Source organism: Halomonas sp. KHS3, assembly GCF_000830495.1.
GTDB lineage: Bacteria > Pseudomonadota > Gammaproteobacteria > Pseudomonadales > Halomonadaceae > Vreelandella > Vreelandella titanicae.
The window spans coordinates 608,228-631,311 of record NZ_JWHY01000002.1 but is presented as its reverse complement, the minus strand read 5'-3'; the positions used below and the strand labels follow the sequence as shown (position 1 = coordinate 631,311).

General features: G+C 54.5%; 17 protein-coding genes. 3 read left to right on the top strand and 14 right to left on the bottom strand.

Annotated features, from left to right (window positions below; genetic code table 11):
- Positions 1-117: 117 nt before the first annotated feature.
- From RO22_RS05035 to RO22_RS05010, 6 genes are all read right to left on the bottom strand, one after another.
- Complete coding sequence (locus RO22_RS05035) at positions 118-516, bottom strand: hypothetical protein (RefSeq protein ID WP_039859246.1); 399 nt, start codon at positions 514-516, stop codon at positions 118-120.
- A gap of 22 nt (positions 517-538) precedes the next feature.
- Positions 539-1,435 (bottom strand): hypothetical protein, encoded by an 897-nt coding sequence (locus RO22_RS24955; protein ID WP_235270471.1) that lies wholly within the window; start codon positions 1,433-1,435, stop codon positions 539-541.
- Between the two features lie 342 nt (positions 1,436-1,777).
- Positions 1,778-2,911: a hypothetical protein gene (locus tag RO22_RS24950; RefSeq protein ID WP_041157770.1), complete on the bottom strand. Its 1,134-nt coding sequence runs from the start codon at positions 2,909-2,911 to the stop codon at positions 1,778-1,780.
- 18 nt (positions 2,912-2,929) lie between these two features.
- Positions 2,930-6,412, bottom strand: a complete 3,483-nt coding sequence (locus RO22_RS05020) for a toxin VasX (protein WP_041157769.1) — start codon at positions 6,410-6,412, stop codon at positions 2,930-2,932.
- 11 nt (positions 6,413-6,423) lie between these two features.
- Positions 6,424-7,347, bottom strand: coding sequence for a DUF4123 domain-containing protein (locus RO22_RS23795; RefSeq protein ID WP_052475534.1), 924 nt, complete (start codon positions 7,345-7,347; stop codon positions 6,424-6,426).
- A gap of 2 nt (positions 7,348-7,349) precedes the next feature.
- Complete coding sequence (locus tag RO22_RS05010) at positions 7,350-9,452, bottom strand: type VI secretion system Vgr family protein (RefSeq protein WP_041157768.1); 2,103 nt, start codon at positions 9,450-9,452, stop codon at positions 7,350-7,352.
- A gap of 244 nt (positions 9,453-9,696) precedes the next feature.
- Here RO22_RS05010 and RO22_RS05005 point away from each other — a divergent pair, with 244 nt between their 5' ends.
- Positions 9,697-10,629 carry a cation diffusion facilitator family transporter gene (locus RO22_RS05005; protein WP_041157767.1) on the top strand — a complete coding sequence of 311 codons (933 nt, stop codon included), beginning with the start codon at positions 9,697-9,699 and terminating at the stop codon, positions 10,627-10,629.
- A gap of 14 nt (positions 10,630-10,643) precedes the next feature.
- On the opposite strand, the gene RO22_RS05000 is transcribed toward RO22_RS05005, so the two are convergent.
- On the bottom strand, positions 10,644-11,801 hold the full coding sequence (locus tag RO22_RS05000; RefSeq protein ID WP_041157766.1) for an MFS transporter: 1,158 nt from the start codon (positions 11,799-11,801) through the stop codon (positions 10,644-10,646).
- Positions 11,802-12,058: 257 nt separating this feature from the next.
- On the opposite strand from RO22_RS05000, the gene RO22_RS04995 reads away from it, so the two are divergent.
- Entirely contained in the window at positions 12,059-13,447 is a 1,389-nt protein-coding gene (locus RO22_RS04995; RefSeq protein ID WP_041157765.1) for a PLP-dependent aminotransferase family protein, read from the top strand.
- A 53-nt stretch (positions 13,448-13,500) separates the two neighbouring features.
- On the opposite strand, the gene RO22_RS04990 is transcribed toward RO22_RS04995, so the two are convergent.
- Together RO22_RS04990 and RO22_RS04985 are read right to left on the bottom strand one after the other, a co-directional pair.
- Positions 13,501-15,075: an aldehyde dehydrogenase (NADP(+)) gene (locus RO22_RS04990; protein WP_041157764.1), complete on the bottom strand. Its 1,575-nt coding sequence runs from the start codon at positions 15,073-15,075 to the stop codon at positions 13,501-13,503.
- A gap of 28 nt (positions 15,076-15,103) precedes the next feature.
- Entirely contained in the window at positions 15,104-15,859 is a 756-nt protein-coding gene (locus tag RO22_RS04985; RefSeq protein ID WP_052475533.1) for a FadR/GntR family transcriptional regulator, read from the bottom strand.
- Positions 15,860-16,356: 497 nt separating this feature from the next.
- On the opposite strand from RO22_RS04985, the gene RO22_RS04980 reads away from it, so the two are divergent.
- A complete protein-coding gene (locus tag RO22_RS04980) occupies positions 16,357-16,674 on the top strand; it encodes an NIPSNAP family protein (RefSeq protein WP_022521774.1) in 318 nt (105 codons plus the stop codon).
- Positions 16,675-16,711: 37 nt separating this feature from the next.
- On the opposite strand, the gene RO22_RS04975 is transcribed toward RO22_RS04980, so the two are convergent.
- The 5 genes from RO22_RS04975 to RO22_RS04955 all read right to left on the bottom strand — a co-directional run bounded on the left by RO22_RS04975 (position 16,712) and on the right by RO22_RS04955 (position 23,081).
- On the bottom strand, positions 16,712-18,397 hold the full coding sequence (locus RO22_RS04975) for a thiamine pyrophosphate-binding protein (RefSeq protein ID WP_041157763.1): 1,686 nt from the start codon (positions 18,395-18,397) through the stop codon (positions 16,712-16,714).
- 113 nt (positions 18,398-18,510) lie between these two features.
- Positions 18,511-20,028 (bottom strand): tripartite tricarboxylate transporter permease, encoded by a 1,518-nt coding sequence (locus tag RO22_RS04970; RefSeq protein ID WP_041157762.1) that lies wholly within the window; start codon positions 20,026-20,028, stop codon positions 18,511-18,513.
- The gene (locus tag RO22_RS04965) at positions 20,028-20,498 is read right to left on the bottom strand and encodes a tripartite tricarboxylate transporter TctB family protein (RefSeq protein ID WP_041157761.1); all 471 of its coding nucleotides are present in this window, start codon (positions 20,496-20,498) and stop codon (positions 20,028-20,030) included. Before RO22_RS04965 ends, RO22_RS04970 begins: the two co-directional genes overlap by 1 nt.
- A gap of 69 nt (positions 20,499-20,567) precedes the next feature.
- On the bottom strand, positions 20,568-21,551 hold the full coding sequence (locus RO22_RS04960) for a Bug family tripartite tricarboxylate transporter substrate binding protein (protein ID WP_041157760.1): 984 nt from the start codon (positions 21,549-21,551) through the stop codon (positions 20,568-20,570).
- Between the two features lie 204 nt (positions 21,552-21,755).
- Positions 21,756-23,081 (bottom strand): enolase C-terminal domain-like protein, encoded by a 1,326-nt coding sequence (locus RO22_RS04955; protein ID WP_041157759.1) that lies wholly within the window; start codon positions 23,079-23,081, stop codon positions 21,756-21,758.
- Positions 23,082-23,084 lie beyond the last annotated feature (3 nt).

Sequence of the window (23,084 nt, the reverse complement as noted above, 5' to 3'; positions counted from 1 at the left end):
CTTAAATCCAACCACTTCTTTTTAAAATATGGTATAGGTTAAGAAACTGACTCCAAAACCCAGCCACACTTCTAATATCCTGATCAACCCTCTACCAAATAGACAAAATTACCATCATCAGGCTTTATTCAGACCAATTGTCAAATCAGCCTGGTTATCAACGAGCGCCTTCAGTAAACCAAAAATCCCCAGCCCGACGGGCATATAAAGAATAAACCCAAGTCCGCCAAAGTAGAGAGACACGATTAGTCCCCCGAGGGTGTAGAGCAGCATAAAAACAACCATCGCCTTCCCGAATCGCTCTCTTTTCTTCATAACACTCGCTAGGCGATCCTTGTCTTCAGTCCCAATCAGCAACTCACCTTCACAATTTGGGCAAGTAGCCTTATTGGCTTTCAAAAGGTCGGCAATCCATGGTGAATCTTCGCAGAAACAAGAGCTGCATGAGGGACACTCGAAATCAATGTTTTCAACTAAGGCTTTCTCTTCTTTTGTGCAGGCTTCTTTTTCACTCAATGCTGTACTCTCCAATACTGGGTTATTGATACACTATCGCTAAGCGACCTGGTTGCGCACCCACTCTCGGTTCTTCAGGCTGAGAGTAGCGTTTCCTCTGCATAAACCTCGGCGAAGATAGCCGTGATCGGCCGGTTTGGTGTTGCGCATGGCGCTGTTTGACTTCTTTTGATAAGCGCGTGAGCTCTTCACTGGGCTTTGCCCACTGTTCTTCGGGCAGGGGTTGCGACCATTCATCAAGACTCGCCGGTAGCGTCTTCTGTCCGGCCTTTTGGATAACGCGTATTTCCCATTCCGCCAGATGAAAAGGAATCGTCCATAGGTCGATAATGTGCCACAGGTACCACATCGTGACCTTGAACATGCCTATTTCGCCTTCGCGGTAGCGGCGGTGCAACCGGCGCCGGGCATTGTGGAAGGTATGCACACCCTCGTAGGGCGGATCGCCGGGGCGATACAGGCCGTGCGGGTCTTGGAGTTCCTCGCGAGTATTGACCTCGTACTCCATATAAGCCCGTACCGCTTCCCAAAGCCCCAATGCCAATGGCATGCCCGGCTGTGATAATTCCAGGAAGTGCTGCTGCCCTGTTTCAGGCTCGATAAAGCCTATCCCCAAGCCATGCTGACGCTGCACACCGTATTGCGTTACCCCTTGCGCCTGGGTCACCCAGGCTGCCACGTTTTCCCAGGGCACGATGATGGGCGGTTTTCCGCCACCCGGTGCAAAGGCGACCTCGCGGCGCTGGCGGTGAAAACGAGTGGGGACAGCCTCACGGAACTTAAAGTGGTAGTGGGCTTTGATAAACAAGGCGAGAATCAGTATCAAGGTGCAGATCACAGAGGCCTTGGCAAAGGCTTCATTAAAAAGCCCGGCAACCCCTACATAAAATAGGGCAATATCCTTTCCAATGAACCACATTAGCCCTCCCCCCAACATTGGAATAACAAAAACAAACATTAAAAAACTAATAAAAGGGCCTCCCAGTACTACTTGCCATGTAAATGGAGTAGGGAGACTTCCACCAAAGTCAAGATAAGCGTCGTTCACTTACCCAATAGCTTGGTTGAAATCCAAGGGGGCTACACCCGTAGGCAAGGGGACTGGCGACAGGTAAATAACCTTGCCACCTGGAAATGACTCAACATCACCAGCCCGGTGGGGCTGAAGGATATCCGGACGCGGCGTTGGGTGTTGCTTGGCCGACATAGGAGGTGCCTTAAAACAATTAAAAAAGAAGGGGGTCTATGTGCTGCCTACTCCTCAGGCTGAAATTGTCGTTTCCTCTGCATAAACCTCAGCAAAGATAGCCGTGATCGGCCGGTTTGGCTGCTGGGCATGACGTTGCCTGACTTCTTTTGATAGGCGCATGAGCTCTTCGCTGGGCTTGGCCCACTGTTCTTCGGGCAAGGGTTGCGACCACTCATCAAGGCTCGCAGGCAGGGTCTTCTGACCGGCTTTTTGGATGATGTTTATCTCCAATTCGGCAAGATGAAAAGGTATCGTCCATAGGTCGAGAATGTGCCACAAGTACCACATGGTGACCGCGAACAGGCCTATTTCGCCCTCGCGGTAGCGGCGATGCAACCGGCGCCGGGCATTATGGAAGGTGTGCACGCCCTCGTAGGGCGGATCACCGGGGCGATACAGGCCGTGCGGGTCTTGGAGTTCTTCGCGAGTATTGACCTCGTACTCCATATAAGCCCGCACCGCTTCCCAAAGCCCCAATGCCAATGGCATGCCCGGCTGTGATAATTCCAGGAAGTGCTGCTGCCCGGTTTCAGGCTCGATAAAGCCTATCCCCAAGCCATACTGACGCTGCACACCGTATTGTGTTACCCCCTGCGCCTGGGTCACCCAGGCCGCCACGTTCTCCCAGGGCACGATGATGGGCGGTTTTCCGCCACCCGGCGCAAAGGCCACCTCACGGCGCTGGCGATGAAAACGCGTAGGCACAGCCTCACGGAACTTAAAGTGATAGTGGGCTTTAATCGCTAAGGCTAATAGTAATACCAATGTCGAGAACACTACGGCCTGAGAAAACACCTCATCAAATACGAGTCCAGTAACCAGAAAAAATGCATCTACATCTTTTCCATATATCCCAATTGCCCCCCCTCCAATCAAGGGCAGAAGAAAAGCTAGCATTAAAAACCCTATAAAAGGTATGCCTAACGTAAACTGCCAAGTAAATGGCGTGGGAAGGCTGCCGCCGAAATCCAAGTAGGCATCGTTTACTTCCCCAATCGCCTGATTGAAATCCAAGGGCGCCGCTTCCGTGGGCAAGGGAGCAGGGGAAAGGTAGATAACCTTGCCACCTGGAAAGGGCTCGACATCTCCAGCCCGGTGGGGCTGGAGGATATCCGGGCGCGGCGTTGGGTGTTGCTTGGCCGACATAGGGGTGCCTTAAATCAATTAAAAAAGAAGAGGGTCGATGTATTGCCACGGGGCCTCTTGACCACGAATAGCAACATCCGATGGCGTGTAATCTCCGCTGCCTCCAGCAGGCGACAGGTAAATATGGTAATCGTTAGCCTGGTATTGGCCATCGCGGCCCAGCACTTCCAGCCGAACGGCAAAAACATTATGGGTGGGGCGTGCGGATATTGAGTTCAGCGGCTCGGGCTGAGGCAGGGCAAACGCGAGTGGCGCTTTATCCGCAAGGGACAAGCTTTCCACGATCTTATCGGTAGCCGTCACCCAACGTTCAGGCCGATAATCTCGGCCACCATCTTCAGGGTGCACCTGGTAGGCCCCCAGGGAAAGGCGCACCGGCGCCTTGCCGCCAAAGGGTGCTGTGAGGTCTTGAAGACTAATAGGCAAGGCGAGTTTAAAATCGACCGATATTGGCCCACTTATTTTCCTCTTCCACCAGCTGTCAGCCTCTTCAATCGTGACATTGATTTTGGGTGCCCGGGCGATCTCCTGTAACCGCAACTGATAGGCTTCAAGCGTATCATTACCGGCTTTAGAGGCATCCTGGCTCCAGGGGGTGGAAAGCAACCATTCGTCATGGCGACTAATACTGTAATAGTTAGTCAGCCAGCTCCCTCCCAGTTCAAGTATGCTAAACAAGCCCCCGGCGAGATTAAAGCGCCAAAACACCGTCCCCAGGCGTGTACCCGCCGCGGCCCACTCAGCGCCTCGGAATAACACCGAGAAACCTGTTTGTAGTGTATGGGTTAACCCATATATATTGGCGCCCAGCATGCCACCCGCACCTATTGTGCTCGCCATGGCAGCACTCTGAGCACTACGGTTACCGCTACGGACGGCTTCCTGCCATGTTCCGTGCCGGTTAGAAAAACTTGAATACGCTGCAAAAGATCCAAAGAAGTATGTAAAACCACCAAGGAAAACATGTAACCTTCCAAGTGAAGAGCTCACACTTTGAGCACCGGGCAGATTGAAGACACCGGCAAGCGTTTTCGTTCTAGCACCGAGGGCTGTATCCATAATTCCTTGAGCTGCGAGGAAGCCTGCACTTCCAGTCGCAGACAGGCTATTAACAAAAGCTAACACTTCAACGTCTTGCCCTGTATTTACCTGCCTCCACAAACCTCTTAAAGCCTCGCCAAACGTAGATAATTGAGCCGCAAACACCAAAAGCCCCAACCCATCCCCAGCTAGATTGACCCTCGGCGCTGCCGCAATCCCTTGACGTATATTGCTAATTAACCTGCCCACCTCAGCCTGCTGGGCGGCGGAAAATATCGCTGTCAGACCAATCCGTCCGGGTTTAGCCCCCGCGATACGAATGCTGTTCTCGGGAAGCTCTTCGATTGGGCTAATGGCTTTAGCAAGGGCGGGCTCATGCACCGTTTGTAGTTCATGGCGCAGGCGCTTGAATTCATTAAGCAGATCTTTAGCTTCAGGGGAGCGGTGCCCGGCGGTTTTTTTCACCTCGTTGCGGCGCTTGCGAATAATGTCAAGCTCCTCACGCAGCGTCAAAACACGCTGCACGGTGCGACGAAAATTCGCTAACTCCTCAGGCGATGCCACCACAAAGGTGGCACCCGTGCGTTGAGCAGCATCCAGAATTCTCGCTGGTAGAGCCTTGGGCAAGCGCCGGAATAGCTCCTCAATGTCAGGCATCGAGTGACGGTCGATACCCTGATAAAACTCTTCCATAACCTGGGCGATTCCCCGCGAGATAGCGGGCCCCAAGGTTTGATGAGCACTATCGGCAATAACCTGAGTATTATCAGGCAGTGTATCAATGGCAGGTAACTGCCCCGCCTCTAGGGACGTAAGCTCACTGCGTAAATCATCCAGTTTGAGCAAGGTACCGTAGCCAGCATTAGCAATAGTAGAGTACTGGCTGATGAAATCATTCTGGTCAGCAAGCGGCAGCGTATGGAACAGCGGTCGGTCGTAGTACGGCGCGCCCTCCAGCCAATCGGCTATCCGCTCCGTTACTTCATCGTTGCGGCAGATATCTTTCAAGCAGCCGTACTGGGCTTTGAAGCCTTCATGTACCTGTTCGTCAACCTGGGCATCAAAATACCAGGCAGCGTTATGGAAGCGTGTATTGCACAGCATATCGGCACGATCATCAGAGATAGTATCGAGCAAAGCATTCCAGCGCTGCAGGCGGGGACGCTGTTCAGCGAGGAAGTCATCCATGCGCCCCCGATCAATCAGGTCATTAATGCCTCGCTCTCCGATTTTACTGCCTTTTAGCAGAGCCTTGAGCCGCTCGTTGTGCTTCTGCTTCATCGAAAGCAGCGCCTCGCTGTGGCGATCTACAAAGTCTCTTCCTAAGCTGTCGCTAAGGCTCTCTTCAATGTAGTAGCGATGAACTTCGCTATTCAGCCGATCAGAGATTGCGCGCGAATTAGTGAGACTCGCATCGTCACGGATGTCGTCAAGGCGCTCTTTAAGATCTTCGGGTAAGTCCGGGTCGTAGGACTGTGGCAATCTACCGGTATTACTTTCCTGATTGAGAAAATCAAGCAGCTCCTGGCGAACCTCGCTTTGCCGAGGCTCCTCCATCGCGGCAACTTCATCCAACATCGCCTGAACGGCGGGATCATCGGACATCTGGCGCATGTCGTCCAATGACGCTTCGTTCAGTTGGGAGAGCGACTCTATATAGCAGGCCAGCATGTAATCCCGCTCGGTATGCCCCTCCTTCTCAGTGGCCCACTGCTCTATCCACCCCACGACTTCATCCTGGAACTGCGCTAAATCACGCATCACGCCAATATCATCGCGCGCAATCAGGCAAAGGCACTCGTCACGATCCTCCACCTCATGCTGAGCGAGCAGCTTGCCTAAACGCGTTTTGTGGTAGTAGTGATCATTTTCCCAGAGATAAGGCTCCGCCTCATGCTCGTAACCTTCTTCCGGCACCTCTAGCTCGACGTCTTCTGCAAATTCAGCCACCCACTCTTCTGCCTGGGCTGTCGTGATCAGATCCCTGCCTCCACCGGTAACCGGATTGGCACTGGCAAGACTGACCGCTTGCATAAAGGCATCGCGATCTTCTTCGCTTTCTTGCACCTGGGCGCGTTTTGCGCCCGTCCACTGGATCTCTGAAAAGCAGACGTAAAGCGTGCGGTCAGTCTCGTACTCGAGCTTGCCGCCATTGTGCCCCTTAAGGGTGTCCCCTTGATCGCGATACTCGTACTCGTGCAGTTCGTTGCTTTCACCATCCAATACATAGAGAAAGCCATTGCGCAGCAGGCGTATCCCTAGCGGGCGAGCTGTCAGTGAGTAAGGCATGCTTTTTTCTGGTTCAAGCTCTTCTACAATGCCGTAACGAAGCGGCACCAGCCTCACTTTGCCGGTGAAGAGAGGGCAAGTAGCGGCTTCTTCGCTATCCCGCGAAGAGAGTTCGTGGGCGGCAAATTCGGCATTGTCACGGTCATCTGAGGGACGTTCAAACGCAGACATCGTTAGCTTCCTTATATCGCCGCAGCGGCGGTGTTTGGTGACCCAGTTTTTGGTGAAGTAGTGGCTAGCGCTTGCTTTAGGCGCTGCAGGGCTGAATCGCTGCTGGCGATTAACAATGGATAAATCGAATGCTTTTCTAGCGCCTCCCAGGAGGTGAGGTTCAAACGAGCCATTAAGGTGCACAGCAGTGCCCACTCTTTAGGCGAGTTGAAACCGTAATGACGCGCATCTTCGACTAATAACGCGAGTAACCGAAAACGCTGTAGGGCTGAGTCGACACATGGCCATCCGTCATGAAGCTGTTCTACAAATGTCATCAGGTGGCGAATGTCGCGGCGTCTATTGCAGACCTGCAATCGTTGGTGCTGCTCTTCGCTCAATTGATAGCCGCTAACATCAATCATTAGCGGTGCCGTGGCGGAGTGCCCGGGCTCTGGATGCTGCCACGCGCTCTTCACTGCATCCGGCAAATGTAATTGCTGTATGGGCCCCCATGGGGCCGTGGCCGTTGAGCTATTATTCGGCAGCATGGCGGCAATAACAGCGGGGTCAGCCACTCTTAGCATCATGGGTGTTCCCAAGGGGTGTAACACGACCAATAGTTGGCGGTAGTGTTTTGCCACGTCGGTTAGAGAGGCGTCACTTTCGATTAAATAGCCCCACTCAGGCAGCGTTCCTTGAGCCAGATAGCTTTTCAATACCAAATCCTGGGGCCCCGAAAGCTGGATTAGCCATGGTGAAATGTCATTCAATGATGACAAGGGCGTGCCTGCATAAAGTAATTCAGCGTTTAGGTTGCCGTCTGACCAGGTATATAAGCGCTGTGCGATTTTTTTGACCCTTACGCCATCTAATATAAGAAAAACGTTTCGGTTACGCGGCCATTGCCAACTTGTGGCGTTGAGCAAGTGGGTAGGCTGATTAACAGTGGCCATGGTTACTTCGCCTCCTTACGAGGGGAGCACAGTGGGCATAACGCACTTTCTTGCAACAGCGCGGCGTATTGCGTAGCTGGCTCAATATCACTACTTAGCAACGGCGAATGCCCTATCGCTTCTGCCCGGTCATGATCTTTACCTTCTAACACCGGTGGCAGTTTGGGCGGCTCGGCGGCTTGCCCAGTGCCATTGCCGGGGCTGCCACCGGCGTTGATCTTGACCTGGGGGCCAACGATGGTGATACCGCTGGCGTCGAGCTTGATAAAGCTGCCGCCTACCTTGAGGGTGATTTCGCTACCGGCTTCGAGTACCGCTTTTTGGCCCGACTTGATATGCAGTTCCCGGCCACTTTCGCTTAGCCAGGCCTGCCCGGCACGCATATGCATAGTGCCTTCAACATTTAAATGTTGGGCGCCTTCGGTGTGCTCAAAGCGGTGGCGGTGCACCGTGTGGTGCTCGTCGTTGTCGATCTCGCTGATACGGTCATTGTGCACTTTGAGATGGCTATCGCGTTTGATCTCCTCGGTGCGGTCATTAAGGGTGAGCAGCTCCAGGTCTTTCTGAGCGTGGAGCCAGATCTGCTCCTCGCCAGTGGCATCCTCAAAGCGCAGTTCGTTAAAGCCTTCCGACTTATGGCTCTGGGTGCGGATCACCGTGCGGGTCTTGTTGGCCGGCAGTGGATAGGGCGGGGTATTCACCGCGTGGTAGGTGCGCCCGGTGACCAGCGGCTGATCGGGGTCGCCCTCTAAAAACGAGACAATGACCTCGTGGCCGATCCGGGGGATCGCCATACTGCCGTAGCCACCGCCTGCCCAACCCTGAGCCACCCGTACCCAACAGCTGGCGGTCTCGTTGGGCTCGGCATAACGATCCCAGGGAAACTGCACCTTGACCCGGCCGTGCTCGTCGCAGTAGATCTCTTCGCCTTCGGGGCCGACCACAAAGGCCACCTGGGGACCGTCAACGCGAGGTTTAGGGTTGGGCACCGGACGAAAGGTCTGATCCCGGGGCATGATCACCACGTCATTGTGGTAGCGGGTCATCAGCTCGCCTGACTGGGCACTGCTCCCGTTATTTCCCCGGGCCATACCGTCCTCTTCCAGCGCCTGGGGCTGCTCGCCGTGGTGTACGACTGAGACCACCTGCCAGGCACGGTTAAGGCTATCGATATCGTGGTCGGTGAGGGTAAAGCAGATGCCCGGGGCGAGTTCGGGCAGGTCACTCTCGGCCTCGGCGGTGGTGGCGTCAGCGCGCAGGGACTCTAAGCGGTGGCGGGTAAAGGGCTTGCCGGAAGCGTCCTTCTTATAGCGGCCGGGGTAATCAAAGTGCTCGTAATCCTCCCGCTGGGCATGCTCGCCCAATCCTGGCGCGAGGCGCTCGTGGATCTGCGCGTAGGGCGGGTTTTTAAAGGTGTAGTCCTTGAGCATGGCCGAGGCGGGGCGCACCCGGTTGGCCTGACGCAACTTACGCACATGGCGTCGGGGCGGTGTACCGCCGGCGCGGCCGTGGTAGGTACGCTCGCCCACGCTGGGCAGCACCACGGTGGCATCGGCAAACACCAGCTGGTGTTTGCCGCCTTCAGTGTTCTCAAACTCATGGAAATAGAAGCAGCCCTCTTCGGCGGCTAAACGCTCAATAAAGGCTAGGTCGGTCTCCCGGTACTGAACCAGAAACTCCCGATCAAGGGGCGTACGGGTGGTGGCAAAGCCGATATCGGTGAGGCTGCGCTCGTTAGCGAGGGTGGTGATGGCGTCAAAAGGTGAGGTGTCCTGAAAGATACGCGAATTATGGCGCAGCGATAACCGCCACAGCGCGGGGCGAATCTCCACCCGATAAAAGCTGCGCCGATGACCACGATCGCCGCGGTGTAGCTCTGAAATCATCCCATGGACACGACGTAGCGGCTCGCCGTCCTGCCAAATGGTCAGGGTGGCGTTTTGATCCAAGCAGTCGCTGGGCGACAGATTGTGGGTGCGGCTGGCAAACTCAACCGAGAGCGAAAACGGCTCAGAGAGAGCCTCACGATGGGTAAAGCGCACCACGGCGGTGTCATCGGCCCCGGGTAGGGTCAGGGTAAACTGTAGGCCCGTTTTGTCCGCCATCGCTCCGCTCCTTGGATCATCAACTGCTAATGAGAGGCAGTCAGGATAGCGAGCCAGGGGCAGAGGGCAACCCCTTGAGGGCACGAAGCGTCAATGTCTTACACGCTTGTAAGAGATCTCTTACAAAATAGGGCCGAAGACTCATCAAACAGGCAGCCAGCATTCAATAAGCCACTGACGTTGTGACCAACAAAGTTGCTATGCTTATTGGCTATTTTGACTATGTACACTGGAAGAAACCTTCGTGAAGACAGAATCAAGCACTCTAGCGTTCTCCGCTTTTATGGCGCTGTTAATTGGCTGTGCAGGCATTATTGCTACGTTAGCCTCCAACTCCCAGGCGATCCTACTGGATGGGCTGTTTAATCTGATCTATTTCAGTGTTGCCCTGGTGACGATCAAGGTGAGCAAGTTAGCCAGCCGCCCCGATAGCGAATCCTATCCGTTCGGCTATAGCTACTTTGAGTCGCTAGTAAATCTGTGCAAAGGGCTGCTTATTTTAGGCGTGTCTATTTTTGCCTTGGTCGACGCCATTGCCGCCCTACTCACCGGCGGCCGTGAGATCGCGGCAGGCTTGGCGGTGCTGTACGCGCTATTCGCCACCGCGGCTTGTTCACTCACCGCTTGGGTGATGCACCGCAGCCAGCGCCACGTAAGCAGCCCACTGGTGGCGGCAGACAAACTCAACTGGCTAGTCAACAGCGTTATCTCTGCCGCCGTGCTAGCCGCTTTCTGCCTGGTGATGCTGTTTGAGCGCCTAGGCTGGCAGACAATTCTGCCCTACGTGGATTCGGTGTTGGTCATTGCGGTGGTGTTGCTGTGTTTAGGCGTGCCGGTGCGGATGGCCTCCCAAGCCTTGAAGGAGCTGCTCAACAGAACCCCGGAAGAGGCTATCGCGGTGCCCGTTCGCCAAGCCGTGGCGAGTGCCCTGGCGGATACCGACACCCAAGAGGTGCGGGTGCGCATGGTTCGCCCTGGGCGCCTGCTATATGTGATAGTGCATGTGGTACTACCCGACGCATCCGATGTTTCGGTCTCCACCCAGGATTTACTCAGGGCACGCGTCGATGACGAGGTGCGCCGCTACTACTCTCCCGTGGTGTGTGATGTGGTGTTTACTGCCAACACCCGCTGGGCAGCGCCCTCCTGTGGTCTATTGGTAGAGAAGCAACCATAGATCAGCTGTCCAAGTTACCGAGCCTTGCGCAATAGAACTAGCGTGGCGATCACGCCCACCAGTAGCGCAAGGCCAAATAGCGTTAACGCCAAGGTATGCCCTACGGCATCAATGAGTACCCCAGTAGTGATCACCGGGATACTGAAGCCCAGATAGGCCATCAGGAAATAGCCCGCGCTGGCTTGGGTGGCTTGTTGACTAGCCGAGGTATTCGCAATCGCCAACACGCCGCTTAATCCCCCCAGGTAGATAAACCCATAGCAGGCGCTACTGGCTGCTACCGTGCCCAGCAGTACCGCCGCAAGATAACCTTGAACCGCTCCCAAGGCGATCAACCCGTAGGCAATCGGCAAAATCACCAGCCCCAGTTGGGTAGCGCTGCGCGGCGCAAGTCTTCTCGCCCAGGGCTGAAACAGCACCCCGCAGCTGCAGATACCGAAGGTGGCGAAGCCACTCCAGGCGGATAAACCGTGTTGGCTTAATGCCGAAGGCAGAATCGCAATCACTAGCCCCACCAACGCCCAGGCCAACAAAATCGCCACCCCATAGGAGATAGCCCCTTGGGGATAGCTGGGCAAACGCAGCATAGGACTTTTAGTGGTGCTCGGTGCACGATCCTTAAGCGTGGTGACCACCACCAGCGCCAACGAAGCGGTCGCCAAATAAATCCACAGGCTGGGTGGCGATACATTTGGGGTGTGGAAAACAAACAGGCTAGTCACCGCTGCTCCTAACCCAAACCCGAGCGCGGTACTGGCCGTCACATAGGTAGTCGCCACACGGTTATCCTGCCCACCCAACAGCATCTGCATATAAGCGGGCGCCACCGCTGACGTTAACCCCGTACTAATACCCAGCAGAAAGCGTGCAACTCCTAGCGCCAACAAACCGGGCGCTATTAGGGTAATCCCGGTCGCCAGGAGACATAACAGCAGCGCGGCAATGATTAGTGGCTTGCGCCCTACCCGGTCAGCCAAGCCATTTAAACCCAGCAGTACCGGCACAATACCCACCACATAGCAGGCAAAGGCGATGCTGGTGGCGCCAACGCCCAAACCATCCCGCGCCGCCAGCGCATCGTAAAGAGGGGCCTGTAAATTAACCGCCGTGGTAATCGTACATAGCGCAAACGCCAGGCAGGCTGCGCTCCTTTTATTGATAGCTAAATTCATAGTTGTGTCTCAATAATCACAAGTGCGAGGGCAGGTTGAAGCGAGGGTCTTTTGACAGGGATGTCAAAAGTAGCGCCCATGGATGGGTTTACAGCGCCCTCGCGGAAACCTGTCCTCAGCAGGCAGATAACCAGAGGCGATGGCGCTGAACCGCTACCCTCCCACGCTTACTGCGCAGCGGTAAGGTACACTTAACCCCCACTTTCCAGACACTGTTCCGCCCTTTTAGCGAACAGTTGAAAGCCATAGGGAACGTTATGAAACTAGAGGTTAATCGGCACGCCACAACGCCCATCGCCCAGCAGCTCGAAGCGGGTATTCGCGCTTGGATTGCAACTCACGGTGCCGGTGGTGGCCGTCGTTTACCCTCTATTCGTCGCTTAGCCGCCACCCACCACATCAGCCGTAATGCGGTGATTGAAGCCTACGAACGGCTTGTCGCTTCCGGCTTAGTGCGTTCACGACCCGGTTCAGGTTTTTATGTGGCGGATAGCGCGGTAGCACTGGTATCACAACCCGCAGCTACAAGTGGATTGGAAGAGGTCACCAACGGGCTATGGGGGCTTTTCAGTGCAAACGAGCACGCGCTCAAGCTGGGCTGCGGCTGGCTGCCCAGTGATTGGCGCGAAGGCGATGACCTAACTCACGCCATTCGCCAAGTGGCACGTAAAAGCCGTTCGGGAATTTTCGAGTACAGTACCCCTCAAGGGCCGCAGGATTTACGCGGTTTAATCCAGGAACGCCTGCGCCCAATGGCGATTACTGCGGACGCCCAGCAGATCGTGATGACCGGTGGCGGCAGCCATTCGCTGGATCTACTGGTGCGGATGCTTCTTGAGCCTGGCGATGTGGTCTTCGTGGAATCACCGGGCTATTACAATCTGTTCGGCCTGCTGCACTTACAGCGAATCCGCGTGATTGGCGTGCCGCGATTAGCCGATGGGCCTGATATCGAGCGCTTGGAGGTGTTGTTGGCCGAGCACCGCCCAAAGCTGTTCTACATTAACAGCGTTTTTCACAACCCCACGGGCAGCACGCTCACCCCGGCGGTGGCGCACCGAGTGTTACAGCTCGCCGAGCAACACGATTTTCAGATTATTGAAGACGATATCTACGCGGATTTTCAGCACACCCCCACCACCCGCTTGGCAGCGCTAGACGGTTTGAGCCGGGTGTTCTACCTGGGCAGCTTTTCGAAAAGCCTCTCCTCTTCACTGCGAGTAGGCTTTGTCGCCGCCCCCGTGGCTTGGGTGCAGCGCCTTGTGGATATCAAGATGTTGACCAGCATCTCCGCTTCGCGGTTTGCCGAGCAAGTGGTCACCACCCTGCTGCAAAACGGCAGCTACCGGAAGCTTACCGAACGGCTGCGCATCAAGCTCGCCAATCAAATGGCAATGGCACTAACGATGCTGAAAAATGCCGGCTGGGAGGTGTATACCCAACCGGCTGGTGGGATGTTTGTGTGGGCAAAACCACCGGTAGCCATCGCCCCTGAAACCCTGAGTGAACTGGCTAACCGGTGGGAAATCACGCTATCGCCGGGGCATCTGTTTTTCGCCGATCACCAGCCAACGCCCTGGCTCCGGCTTAATGTAGCCTATATACAAGATCCCAGAGCCAAAGGGTTTATTGAGGCGGCAAGTTAGGATTAAAGCGGCCCTTCTGATATCGCTGAAGGGGGCTGGTAACCCCCCGTTAATTACAGCTCGCGTTTGCCGTCAACTAACCGCGACACCTTCAGCGGGTTGCCCTCTTTCAGCGCATCGGGCAGTAAGCCTTCTGGCAGGGACTGGTAACAAACCGGACGTAAGAAGCGGTGAATGGCCGCCGAACCGACGGAGGTCGAGCGCGAATCAGAAGTGGCCGGGAACGGGCCACCGTGCACCATGGCATGGCACACCTCGACACCCGTGGGCCAACCATTGGCGAGAATACGCCCTGCCTTGCGCTCAAGCGTAGGCAGCAGCGCTTTAGCGGCATCCAAATCGGCGTCGTCCATATGCAGTGTGGCGGTGAGCTGGCCTTCCAGCTGTTCAGCAACACGTTTTACTTCCGACGCGTCTTCGCACTCAACAACCAGCGAGGTGGCGCCGAACACTTCCGCTTGCAGCGCTTTTGATGCAAGGAAATCGCTCGCTGAGGCAGCAAACAGGCCTGTCTGGCACTGGTAGTCGCTGCCGGTTTGGCCACGGGCGATTTCGCGCACTTTGGCTGCGCCGCTCAGACTGGTCACGCCCTCTTGATAGGCGCGGTGGATACCCGGCGTCAGCATTGTCTGCGCGCCGCTGGCTTCCACGGCGCCTCGCGCTGCCTCAATAAAGGCATCCAACTCAGGACCTTTTTCCGCAATGACCAAGCCAGGATTGGTGCAGAACTGGCCCGCGCCCATATTGAGTGAGCCAACAAAGGCTTCGCCCAGTGCTTTACCGCGCGCTTTAAGTGCCGCTGGTAGCAAGAACACAGGGTTAATACTGCTCATCTCAGCGTAGACTGGGATCGGCTGAGGCCTTGCTTGCGCCGTTTTCATCAGCGCCATACCGCCACTGCGCGAGCCGGTGAAACCAACCGCTTGAATACGCGGATCATCCACCAGCGCCTGGCCAATTTCGTTACCGGCACCAAACAGCAGCGAGAAAACGCCTTCCGGTAAATTGCAGGCTTTTACGGCTTTTTGAATCGCTTGCCCTACCAGCTCAGAAGTACCTGGATGCGCTGAGTGGCCTTTAACCACGACAGGACAACCAGCCGCTAGGGCCGAAGCGGTATCCCCCCCCGCAACCGAAAATGCTAGCGGAAAATTGCTGGCACCGAAGACAGCGACAGGCCCCAGGGCGATATGACGCTGACGCAGGTCAGCACGCGGCAGCGGTTGGCGATCCGGCATGGCCGGGTCGATGCGTATATCAAGCCATTCACCGGCACGCACTACTGAAGCGAACAGTCGCAGTTGCCCGCAGGTTCTGCCTCGCTCACCCTCGATGCGTGCCTGGGGCAGGCCCGTTTCAGCCATGGCACGCTCAATCAGCTCACTACCGATCGCTTCTATTTCACTGGCGATGGTTTCTAAAAACGTAGCGCGCTCTTCGAGAGACGTTTCGCGGTAGATGGCATAGGCCGTTTCAGCCAGCTCGCAGGCTTGTTCAACATGGGCTCGACTGCCGCCAGTATAGACAGGCTCTAGTTTTTCACCGGTGGCTGGGTTAACAGCTTGAATATTGGCTTGGGTGCCGGTCACTGATTGTTGACCTATCAGCATTTCGCCTCGAATCGTCATATGTTGCTCCTTATATGGGTCAGTGGTATCACTGGTCGCGATACTGGGCGTATGTATTGCGCGCCCGATTAAGGTGCTGGTACATGGTTTCGCGAGCTGCTTGAGCATCACGAGAAAGAATAGCTTCGAGAATGTAGGCGTGCTCTTCCTGAACTCGCTCTAAATAGCGCTCTGAGGAGATCGGGTTAATATCAATACTCAGCAGCTTGGCGCGGGGAATCACGCTCTGGCTCCACTGCTTGTAGAAAGATTGAAAGAAAGGATTTTTGGTCGCCGTGGCAATAGCAAAGTGAAACAAATAATCCTCTTCACGAGCTTGGTTTTTTGCAGCATACGCATTGCTAAAAGCAAGGTGCTGCGCTTCGAGCCGTTGACGATCTTCATCATCATGGCGCAAGGCAGCCAGTTCAGCTGCCGCTGGCTCTAAGGTTAGCCGCAGTTCCAGCAGGTGCAAGATATCTTCCACGGTGGTCGGGTTTATGCGCTCTGCAGGCCGCGCCTCTACCGTAGAAGAGCGCAGCACCGAAGTGCCTACACCACGTCGGGTCTCAACAAGCCCCAGGGATTTAAGGTGTGTGATGGCCTCACGTATGACTGTGCGGCTAACGCCAAAGGAGTCACAAAGACTGTTCTCAGTGGGCAGTTTTTCTCCCACACCTACTTTCCCCTGGGTGATCAACGCTTCCAACTGGTCGGCCACGTGCACGGACAAGCTTCCCTGCTGTGTCACTTTACTTATTTGAAGCGGTTTTAGGGCAGATGCCGTTGCGCTGGTTTTGACCATGGAAGCTATCCTTCATTAATATCCAAGTTGTATTATATCGTACAACCTAGATCTTGGAAGTGCCAATAAACGGCTTCTGAATGACCCCAGGCAGCCTGTTTTCTATTTTTAATGCCATCACGAGTAATAACAAATATTTTTTCATACCAGATATAACACATCATACAAGAAAAAAGGTAGGTCTGGTTATTGTGCCAAGCAAGCATAACTAACGAAATCTAAACCAAAGTTACAGTAGCACTTTGATAAAATCAGCTCATCAACATTACGGTCTCACATACCTTACCCCCCCTTGCTTATGGCGCAATCGGTGCATGCTTTTTGTTGCAGACTTGTATGATGTAATACAACATGTGGTTCATAGAGGAATCCAAAGGCGATAAGACTTAACACAACCCTCATACCGGCGAGATCACACAAGGTTCTTTACTTGCATAGCGCCACCTTGGGTGGATAACCCGCAGCCCTTAATAGAGTAATCATCAAGGAGTATCACCATGCTGTATGACCACCGTACCTATACCTGCACACCTGGCACGTTGAAGAAACAGATGGCGCTCTACGAAAAGCATGGCTGGGCCATCCAAAAACGTCACCTTGGCGAACCTCTGCTATATGGACCGGTAGAAACCGGCAATGTGAATTCCTATGTGCATATCTGGGTGTTTAAAGATGCCGCTGACCGTAGCCAGCGGCGCGCCGCCATGCAGAGTGACCCAGAGTGGGCCGCCTATCTCAAGAAAAGTGCCGAGGCGGGTTATCTAATTAGCCAGGAAAACAAGATTGTTGTCCCCGCCCCCTTCTTTAAAGACTGATTTCTTGATTAGCGGGTCTCTTCATGAAGTGGTTCCTTTATGAACGAGCTTTAGCTGAACGCAGTGCTGTGACGGTAGTGCGTGTTGAAATACGTTCCGGGTCAGTGACAAGCTCGATCACGGCAGGGCGACCCGAGGCCATGGCCCGCTCCAGAGCGGGCTTGAAACCAGCCGTATCGATAACACGTTCGAAATGCGCGCCAAGCCCTGCTGCCAATTGGCCGAAATCGGGATTCACCAGGTCGGTTCCCGAGACACGGCTGGGGTGCTCACGCTCCTGGTGCATGCGAATCGTGCCGTAAGTACCGTTGTTGAATAGCAGCACGATGGGCCGGCCACCATGCTGTACGGCGGTGGCAATCTCAATACCGCTCATCATAAAACCACCATCGCCGACAAACGCCAGCACACACTTATCGGGTTCACGTAAAGAGGCCGCCACGGCGGCAGGTACTGAATACCCCATCGCCCCGCAGGTTGAGCCGATGATCCGACCAGGCCTCTGATAGGCCAAAAAACGCTGCGCCCACCCGGTATGGTTTCCAGCGTCTAGCGTGACGATACACTCCTTCGGCAGGCTATCGCGCAACGCATGCATTGCCGCGCCCATATCGAGCGGGTAATCGTGTGACGGAGGCAAAATATCGGCAAGATACTCATCTCGCAACGTTTTGCACCACTCACTCCAGCGGCTGAGCTGCCCCCAGTCGTGAGTGGCTAACGCTGCAGCCAGCTTATCAGGGGCCGAAACAACGCCCAGCGCCGGGCTAAACACACGGCCTATCTCATCCGGGTCGATGTGTACGTGTATCAGTGTCTGGCTAGGGGTAGGAGAAGCCAGCGTAGTATACGTTCGGGTAGTCATCTCGCCGAGCCGGGCTCCGACGACCAACAGTAGGTCAGCCTCGGCAAGACGTTTAATCAATGAAGGCACCACAGCGGTACCGAAATCGCCCACATAGCAGTCTGAGGCGTTGTCCAAAAGATCCTGACGTCGAAACGAGCAGGCCACTGGAATACCGTTAGTTTCAGCGAAGGTGCGTATCTGCCCACAGGACTCATCCGTCCAGCCCGACCCGCCTACCAGCATTAACGGACGTTCGGCACGGGAGACCAGGGCAGCGATTTTCTCGATTTCCTCCACGGCAACGCCCGGCCTTGACGGCGTGTAGGGAACAGCGTCTTCGACTTCGACGATATCGGTTAGCATATCCTCAGGTAGGGCCAGCACCACCGGGCCTGGGCGGCCTGACGTCGCTACCCGGAAGGCGCGCGCCATGTATTCGGGAATTCGGTGAGCATCCTCTATCTGTGCCACCCACTTGGCCACACCGCCGAACATCACCCGATAGTCAATTTCCTGGAATGCTTCCCGATCCATCGAGCCACGGTCGACCTGACCTATTAGCAGGATCATTGGCGTCGAATCCTGCTGGGCAATATGAACGCCAATAGCGGCATGGCAAGCGCCAGGCCCGCGTGTCACCAAGCATATACCGGGGCGCCCTGTCAGCTTGCCATAGGCCTCGGCCATGTTCGCTGCCCCGGCCTCATGCCGGGCGTTATAGAGGGTGAAATGCTCACGCTGATCAAAAAGCGCATCGAGCACTTCCAGATAGCTCTCTCCGGGCACACAGTAGCCACTATCAGCCCCGTGGATCAGGAGTTGGTCAACCAGTACTTTTCCCCCGGTACGCGGTAGTGGGCGAGTTTTTGTTGTCATGTTGGCATCCTAATGGCAGAGAAGAGCGCCCCCAGCCGCTCATGATGAACAGCACTGGAGGCGCATAGCGAGTAACAGAATCCAATCTTGTTGTGTACAAATGTTTATTAAGATCACGGAATGGCATCAAGTTTCGGCTTCTTGCGCAGAATCAGATAGGCGAAAACAACGGTTAATGCCAGAAAAGCAAGGCTGTCCAAACTCGTCAGAAAGACTATCGGGTTACCGTCATTGAACGATAAGGAGCGTCGCAAATACTGCTCCAGATCCGGCCCCAAGATGAAGCCTAGCAACATGGCCACTACCGAGTAGTTATGTTTGCGCAGGAAGAAAGCCAACACACCAAACAATAGAGCTAAAAACATCTGAAAAATTGAGTAGGTCGCCACATAACTTCCAACGAGCGCTACCACGGCGATGGCGCTGTAGAGCAGACCACGGGAGATTGAGACGATGCGAATAAAGTATGGCCCGAACAGGAACAGCGTCAGCGGGATGAGGATCAAGGCGCTTACAAACAAAGAGGCAAACATGGGCGCTATTAGATCAGCCTGCTGCTCAATGAGACGTGGCCCTGGCTGTAAGCCATTGATAACCAAAACACCAAGTACAATAGCCGTGGTAGGGTCGCCCGGGATCCCGAACATCAGCATCGGCACAAAAGCACCGCCGCACATGGAGTTATTTGCCGATTCAGCCGCTGCAATACCTTCACGGCTGCCATTGCCATACTCTTCAGGCTTCTTCGAACTGCGCTTGGCATCAGCATAGGCCACGAAAGCCGCCATTGAGCCACCCGCGCCGGGCAAAATACCAATGGCATAGCCAATGAAAGCACTCTTAATATAGGTAAAGAACCCCACCTCACGAATTTCAGACCAAGGGGGAATAAAATCGCGTCGACGAATTTTTAAGCCTTTCGCCCGCTTCAGAGACCCCTCTAAAGAGAGGTTCCAATTCTGCGCCTGTACCAGTAGCTCACTGACCGCAAACGCACCGATGACCACCGGCATTAAACCGATACCTTCGACCAGCAGTTCAGTGCCAAACTCAAAGCGTGGAATCGGCTGGAGCACATCAATCCCCACGGTGGCCAGCATAATACCCAGCGTCGTAGCGACAATGCCCTTAGCAATGGCTCCCTTGTCGACAATGATGATCACCACTAGGGCAAAGAGTACAAGTGAGAACTTGCCGGGGGTGCGAATCAAAAGCGCCAGCTCACCTGCGATCGGCATGAACGCCATAAGCAATAAGGCACCGATTGAGCCACCAATCATTGAGCCTAGCGCCGCATGGCCTAGCGCATTGGCACCATGCCCTTTTAACATCAAGGCATTGCCTTCCACAGCGGTCATCATTGAAGAGGGGGCGCCGGGAATATTGATCGTCGTGGCCGTTATGCTGCCGGAGTACATACCCGCCATAAAGATAGATGCACACATGACCAGCGCGGGAACAACGTCAATAGTGTAAGTAATGGGTAATAGCAAGGCGATCGCCAGCACTGAGGTAAGACCAGGCATCGCACCGAAAAAGGTACCAATTAAGAAGCCGGCAATCATGAAGCCCAGCACTTGCCAACTCAGCAGTGCTTCAAAACCGCCCAGGAAACTAACAAAGGTCTCCATTAGAATCCTCCTAACATGGGAGGCAGACGCACCCCGAAAATACCGGCAAATAGTCCGTAAAAGAGCGCTGTAACAGCGATCACATAAAATATAAAGAAGGCGGGACGATGTTTCTCGAAGTCAAAGATAAGAAAGAGTGCTACCAGGAAACCCAGCGTAGCTGGCACGTACCCCAAGAGACGAAACACACCGATGTAGATACCTGTCGCCACTACAATCAGCAATGGCCTTAGCAAAGAGCCACCAGTGGTCGCCTCTGCTTCTTTGCGCCACTCCCCTACTATTACAACAACCAGCGCTACATACATGATGAAGGCCATCAGAATTGGCATGAAGCGCGGCCCCACGATGGTGTCACCACCAAACTGCGAGCGTATGCTTAAGGCTTCCGCCAGATAGATCGTGGTCAATATCAGCAAGAAAGCTGGAAACAGTACTGCCGATCTTCTGAAGCGTTCGACGTTGTTCATTGACTCAAAATCCTCCTATTGAGCTAGCCATGGCACCGGCTACCGGTGCCACGCTCTTTGAGCTGCGAGTTACTTGGACATCACGCCTGCTTCAACCAGCGCATCCATTTCGCTGAACAGTGACTCGGCCGTTTCATCAGCCCAAGTAGTCACCTCATCGGTACCCAGCCAGTTCGGTGTTACCCCGACATTGGCAACCCACTCTTGAAACTCGTCGCTGTCGTATGCCGTTTTGTAAGCGCTTTCAAGTGCGTTAATGGCTTCTTCCGGGGTATCTGCTGGTGCGGCGAAGACAATAAAGCTGCCAATCTGGAGGTCGATCCCCTCGTCAGCTGTGGTGGGCACATCGGGATACGTCGGGTTTTGCGTATCGGAAAACTCAACGAGACCGCGCACGGTGCCATCTTCCAGGAGATTGGAAAAATCGCCCAGGCTGGTAAGTGCCACATCGACCTCATCGGACAGAATGGCTTCTTTCTGCGGGGCGGCACCACCGGGATAAGAGACGATTCTGAACTCCGTGCCGGTCAACTCTTGAAGCTGCAGGATCGCCAGATGGATACGCCCGCCCAGATTCTGAATGGCAACGCGAATCTCGCCGGGATCAGCCTTAGCCGCCTCGATAAGGTCATGTATCGTTTGATAGTCGGAATCGGCGTCAACGACGATCGCATCAGGCTCGCTGGTAACCCGTGCAATTAGCTTCAACTTATCAACATCGTAACTGGGCAGCATGGCCTGCCAGGGCACGGTTACCAAGCTGTCGTAGGTTAACGCGCCGATGGTATAGCCGTCGGGCCGGGCGCTCATAAGCTGGCCAATACCGGTGGCACTAACGCCACCCTCGATGTTCTCTGCATACATGGCAACATCAAGATTTTCTTCCGCGATGGTAGTCAGTTTACGGACGATTCCATCGGTACCACCGCCGGCTCCCCAGGGTACAATGACGCGGATATCGCGCTCGGGGTAGTCAGCAAGCGCCACGCCAGTTAGTGAGGATAAAGCGACGGCAGCGGACAGTGTTAGCAGGGCTTTGTTGTTTTTGTACATTGTGTACTCCTTGGTTTAAAACCTATCAGCAAACTATTTCTTATGATCAGGTCATACATCATACAACCTGAAACTTAGTGTGTTCTTGTTAGCGCTACAATAGAGAGATGTAAAAACTAGACCAAAGTCGAGCGCTTACCTAACTGACCACATCTCTCTATCGGTAATACGTCTGGCTAAATCCATCATCATCGAGAAAGTACTTTAACGAACGAGTGCGGGACGCTTAGGATCAAACTCCCACCCAGGAATCAAAAACTGCATCGCCATGGCATCATTTCGCTGTGTGGTATCCAACGATTTATAAAGACTATGCGCCTCCATAAGCTTGTCTTCATCCAACTCAACGCCTAACCCTGGCGTGGTGGGCACTGTGAGTTTGCCATCGCGAATGAGCAAAGGGTCTTTAGTGATTCGTTGTCCATCTTGCCAGATCCAGTGAGTATCAATCGCGGTAATATCGCCCGGGCAGGCCGCAGCAACGTGGGTCATCATCGCAAGCGAAATATCAAAGTGGTTATTACTGTGAGAGCCCCAGGTCATACCCCACTCATTGCAAAGCTCACCCACTTTTACCGCACCTTGCATGGTCCAGAAATGGCAGTCTGCCAAAGGTATATCAACGGAATTGAGCTGGACGGCATACTGCAGCTGTTTAAAATCTGTCGCGATCATATTGGTAGCTGTAGGTAGGCCGGTGCGCTTCTTAAACTCAGCCATGGTCTCGCGTCCTGAGTAGCTCTCTTCCTGGCCACAGGGGTCTTCGGCGTAGCTAAGCAGGTGCTTGATAGGCTCCAGTACTCGCACTGCTTCATTGAGCGTCCAGGCACCGTTAGGGTCAAGCGTTAGTCGCGCCTCAGGGAATGCTTCATGAAGCGCTCGTATGCAATCAGCCTCCTCTTCCCCACGTAACACACCGCCCTTTAGCTTGAAGTCTTTAAACCCATAACGCTCATAGGCGGCTTTGGCTAAATTAGCGACGGCGTCGGGTGTCAGGGCCTCTTGGTAGCGGATTTCGTCCCAGGTATCTTGAGGGTTAAGCGCTTTAGGATACGGTAGGTCTGTCTTACCAGGATCACCCAATAAAAACAGGTAGCCCAACGCCTCGACTTCATCGCGTTGACGGCCATATTGACCGAGCAAGTCGGCTACGGGCATGTGTAGCGCCTGCCCATAGAGGTCTAACAGCGCGGACTCAATGCCTGTGATCACGTGTACCGCTACGCGCAGATCAAACGTCTGTCGGCCTCGCTCTTCGCGTCCGTTCTGGGCTAAACGCAGGCGAACCTGGTTGAGGGTGTGCTTAATATTATTGATCTGCGAGCCTTCTACCAGCTCACGGCACTGTTCCAGTCCTTTAAGAATACCGCCGCTGGAAGGAATCTCACCAACGCCCTGGTTACCCGCATCATCTTCAAGGATAACCACACAGCGAATAAACCAGGGCGCATGACCGCCACTAAGGTTAAGCAAAAAGCCGTCATAGCCTGCAACAGGGACCACTTTCATTGATTTAATCTTCGCAAACATATG

What these genes read in the sequence shown, in the direction of transcription:
- RO22_RS24955 (WP_235270471.1), bottom strand. Translation starts at nt 1,435, where the DNA reads ATGTGGTTCATTGGAAAGGATATTGCCCTATTTTATGTAGGGGTTGCC.
- RO22_RS24950 (WP_041157770.1), bottom strand. Translation starts at nt 2,911, where the DNA reads ATGTCGGCCAAGCAACACCCAACGCCGCGCCCGGATATCCTCCAGCCC.
- RO22_RS05020 (WP_041157769.1), bottom strand. Translation starts at nt 6,412, where the DNA reads ATGTCTGCGTTTGAACGTCCCTCAGATGACCGTGACAATGCCGAATTT.
- RO22_RS23795 (WP_052475534.1), bottom strand. Translation starts at nt 7,347, where the DNA reads ATGGCCACTGTTAATCAGCCTACCCACTTGCTCAACGCCACAAGTTGG.
- RO22_RS05010 (WP_041157768.1), bottom strand. Translation starts at nt 9,452, where the DNA reads ATGGCGGACAAAACGGGCCTACAGTTTACCCTGACCCTACCCGGGGCC.
- RO22_RS05000 (WP_041157766.1), bottom strand. Translation starts at nt 11,801, where the DNA reads ATGAATTTAGCTATCAATAAAAGGAGCGCAGCCTGCCTGGCGTTTGCG.
- RO22_RS04995 (WP_041157765.1), top strand. Translation starts at nt 12,059, where the DNA reads ATGAAACTAGAGGTTAATCGGCACGCCACAACGCCCATCGCCCAGCAG.
- RO22_RS04990 (WP_041157764.1), bottom strand. Translation starts at nt 15,075, where the DNA reads ATGACGATTCGAGGCGAAATGCTGATAGGTCAACAATCAGTGACCGGC.
- RO22_RS04985 (WP_052475533.1), bottom strand. Translation starts at nt 15,859, where the DNA reads ATGGTCAAAACCAGCGCAACGGCATCTGCCCTAAAACCGCTTCAAATA.
- RO22_RS04980 (WP_022521774.1), top strand. Translation starts at nt 16,357, where the DNA reads ATGCTGTATGACCACCGTACCTATACCTGCACACCTGGCACGTTGAAG.
- RO22_RS04975 (WP_041157763.1), bottom strand. Translation starts at nt 18,397, where the DNA reads ATGACAACAAAAACTCGCCCACTACCGCGTACCGGGGGAAAAGTACTG.
- RO22_RS04970 (WP_041157762.1), bottom strand. Translation starts at nt 20,028, where the DNA reads ATGGAGACCTTTGTTAGTTTCCTGGGCGGTTTTGAAGCACTGCTGAGT.
- RO22_RS04965 (WP_041157761.1), bottom strand. Translation starts at nt 20,498, where the DNA reads ATGAACAACGTCGAACGCTTCAGAAGATCGGCAGTACTGTTTCCAGCT.
- RO22_RS04960 (WP_041157760.1), bottom strand. Translation starts at nt 21,551, where the DNA reads ATGTACAAAAACAACAAAGCCCTGCTAACACTGTCCGCTGCCGTCGCT.
- RO22_RS04955 (WP_041157759.1), bottom strand. Translation starts at nt 23,081, where the DNA reads ATGTTTGCGAAGATTAAATCAATGAAAGTGGTCCCTGTTGCAGGCTAT.